Source organism: Agrobacterium leguminum, assembly GCF_015704895.1.
GTDB lineage: Bacteria > Pseudomonadota > Alphaproteobacteria > Rhizobiales > Rhizobiaceae > Agrobacterium > Agrobacterium leguminum.
On the sequence record NZ_JADQWB010000037.1, the window covers coordinates 1 to 3,452 of the forward strand.

At 52.3% G+C, this 3,452-nt stretch carries 2 rRNA genes; both read right to left on the bottom strand.

Going from position 1 to position 3,452, the window contains the following annotated elements:
* Positions 1-82: 82 nt before the first annotated feature.
* Positions 83-197: ribosomal RNA gene (gene rrf / locus I3J13_RS25500) — 5S ribosomal RNA — on the bottom strand.
* Positions 198-587: 390 nt separating this feature from the next.
* Positions 588-3,387: ribosomal RNA gene (locus tag I3J13_RS25505) — 23S ribosomal RNA — on the bottom strand.
* Positions 3,388-3,452 lie beyond the last annotated feature (65 nt).

Sequence of the window (3,452 nt, forward strand, 5' to 3'; positions counted from 1 at the left end):
CATAAAGGCCGCATTTGCGGCCTTTTGATTTGGGCTTTGTGGCCCTTTTGTGAGTGAGAAGATTTTGTGTTGCGTTTTGCAGACCTGGCAGCGACCTACTCTCCCGCGTCTTGAGACGAAGTACCATTGGCGCTGGGGCGTTTCACGGCCGTGTTCGGAATGGGAACGGGTGCAGCCGCCCCGCGATAACCACCAGGTCGGCAAAACGCAACATATGATCCATGCGTTTCGCATGGATCATATGATTGCTTGTTTATTGGTGTACCTTATCCTGTTCGCTTGACGCTCACAGGGGACACCAATTGGCCATACGGTCACCTCGCATATGAGGCAACGTCTGATCCAAGCGATCACAGACCATGTTTTCACATGGAAACTGTTGTTTCGAGAAGCTGGAGAGCTGAACGCTCTATTTAATTTACACGTCTTTCTGTGACCTGTCGGTATTCCACCTTTGCTCAACAATGAGCATGGCAGCCATACAGACCAGAGGTCGTCGCGCCCTGTGGCGCGGCCCGTCCGGAGCCCTTCGGGCGTCAGGACAAAACAGATCATCAAGCTTCGCTTGATGAACATATTCAATGGGAACGAAGAAGTCGATCGAGCTATTAGTAACGGTAAGCTTCACACATTGCTGTGCTTCCACACCCGTCCTATCAACGTGGTCGTCTTCCACGGCTCTGATAGGGAACACTCGTTTTCAGGTTGGTTTCCCGCTTAGATGCCTTCAGCGGTTATCCATTCCGTATATAGCTACTCTGCTATGCCCTTGGCAGGACAACAGATCCACCAGAGATACGTCCATCCCGGTCCTCTCGTACTAGGGACAGATCCTGTCAATATTCCTACACCCACGGCAGATAGGGACCGAACTGTCTCACGACGTTCTGAACCCAACTCACGTACCGCTTTAAATGGCGAACAGCCATACCCTTGGGACCTGCTCCAGCCCCAGGATGCGATGAGTCGACATCGAGGTGCCAAACAACCCCGTCGATATGGACTCTTGGGGGTCATCAGCCTGTTATCCCCGGCGTACCTTTTATCCGTTGAGCGATGGCCCTTCCACACGGGACCACCGGATCACTATGACCGACTTTCGTCTCTGCTCGACTTGTCAGTCTCGCAGTCAGGCTAGCTTATGCCATTGCACTCGACGACCGATTTCCGACCGGTCTGAGCTAACCATCGCGCGCCTCCGTTACTCTTTCGGAGGCGACCGCCCCAGTCAAACTACCCACCATACACTGTCCCGGATCCGGATAACGGACCGCGGTTAGACATCCACGAAGATAAGGGTGGTATTTCAAGGATGGCTCCACAGAAACTGGCGTCCCTGCTTCAAAGCCTACCACCTATCCTACACATGCCTTGGCGAATGCCAGTGTAAAGCTATAGTAAAGGTGCACGGGGTCTTTCCGTCTGACCGCAGGAACCCCGCATCTTCACGGGGAATTCAATTTCACTGAGTCTATGTTGGAGACAGCGGGGAAGTCGTTACGCCATTCGTGCAGGTCGGAACTTACCCGACAAGGAATTTCGCTACCTTAGGACCGTTATAGTTACGGCCGCCGTTTACTGGGGCTTCAGTTCAGAGCTTGCACCCCTCCCTTTAACCTTCCAGCACCGGGCAGGCGTCAGACCCTATACGTCGTATTGCTACTTCGCAGAGCCCTGTGTTTTTGATAAACAGTCGCTACCCCCTGGTCTGTGCCACCCCATCATACTTGCGTACAAAAGGGTCACGCTTCTTCCGAAGTTACGCGTGCAATTTGCCGAGTTCCTTCAACATAGTTCTCTCAAGCGCCTTGGTATACTCTACCTGACCACCTGTGTCGGTTTCGGGTACGGTCTATACGGTGGAGCTATTTCCTGGAACCTCTTCGCCGCCCAACCAATCCAGTAAGGTTGAACAACACACGAGATCCGTCACTACCACCAGGCCCACGAATATTAACGTGGTTCCCATCGACTACGCGTGTCCGCCTCGTCTTAGGGGCCGGCTAACCCTGCTCAGATTAACTTTAAGCAGGAACCCTTGGTCTTTCGGCGAGGGAGTCTCTCACTCCCTTTATCGTTACTCATGTCAACATTCGCACTTCCGATATCTCCAGCAGCCCTCACGGGTCCGCCTTCACAGACTTACGGAACGCTCCGCTACCACTTGCACAAAGTGCAAATCCTCAGCTTCGGTGCATGGCTTTAGCCCCGTTACATTTTCGGCGCAAAGACCCTTATTTAGACCAGTGAGCTGTTACGCTTTCTTTAAATGATGGCTGCTTCTAAGCCAACATCCTGGTTGTTTTGGGATCCTCACATCCTTTCCCACTTAGCCATGACTTGGGGACCTTAGCTGGAGGTCAGGGTTGTTGCCCTTTTCACGACGGACGTTAGCACCCGCCGTGTGTCTGCCGACTAGTACTCCTCGGTATTCGGAGTTTGGTTAGGATCAGTAAGACGGTGAGTCCCCATAGCCCATCCAGTGCTCTACCCCCGAGGGTATTCGGTCGACGCTCTACCTAAATAGATTTCGCGGAGAACCAGCTATTTCCGAGTTTGATTGGCCTTTCACCCCTAGCCACAAGTCATCCCGAACTATTGCAACAGTTATGGGTTCGGCCCTCCAGTTGGTGTTACCCAACCTTCAGCCTGCTCATGGCTAGATCACTCGGTTTCGGGTCTAATGCAACTAACTCAATCGCCCTATTCAGACTCGCTTTCGCTGCGCCTACACCTACCGGCTTAAGCTTGCTAGTTACACTAAGTCGTTGACCCATTATACAAAAGGTACGCCGTCACCCTTGCGGGCTCCGACTGTTTGTAGGCATCCGGTTTCAGGTTCTATTTCACTCCCCTCGTCGGGGTGCTTTTCACCTTTCCCTCACGGTACTTGTTCGCTATCGGTCATGCACGAGTACTTAGGCTTGGAGAGTGGTCTCCCCATGTTCAGACAGGATTTCACGTGTCCCGCCCTACTCAAGGACAATGACTGTTCTACGCGTAAGGGGCTATCACCCTCTATGGCCGACCTTTCCAGATCGTTCCGCTTTATTCATCATTGCCACTGGCCTGGTCCGCGTTCGCTCGCCACTACTTGCGGAGTCTCGGTTGATGTCCTTTCCTGCAGGTACTTAGATGTTTCAGTTCCCTGCGTTCGCTTCTTACCCCTATGTATTCGAAAGTAAGATACCTTATCACAATGCTTGGAAACCCAGGCCGTTCGTTAAAACAGACTGGATTTTCCAAGCATTTAAGGTGGGTTGCCCCATTCGGAGATCCATGGATCAAAGCTTATTCGCAGCTCCCCACGGCTTTTCGCAGCGTATCACGTCCTTCTTCGCCTGTGCATGCCAAGGCATCCACCAAATGCCCTTAATTCACTTCTTCGTTCTCATTGTCTATGCTCATCCATAGCCGTTCCAAAGGAACGGCAACCTGATTACCTTTTACAA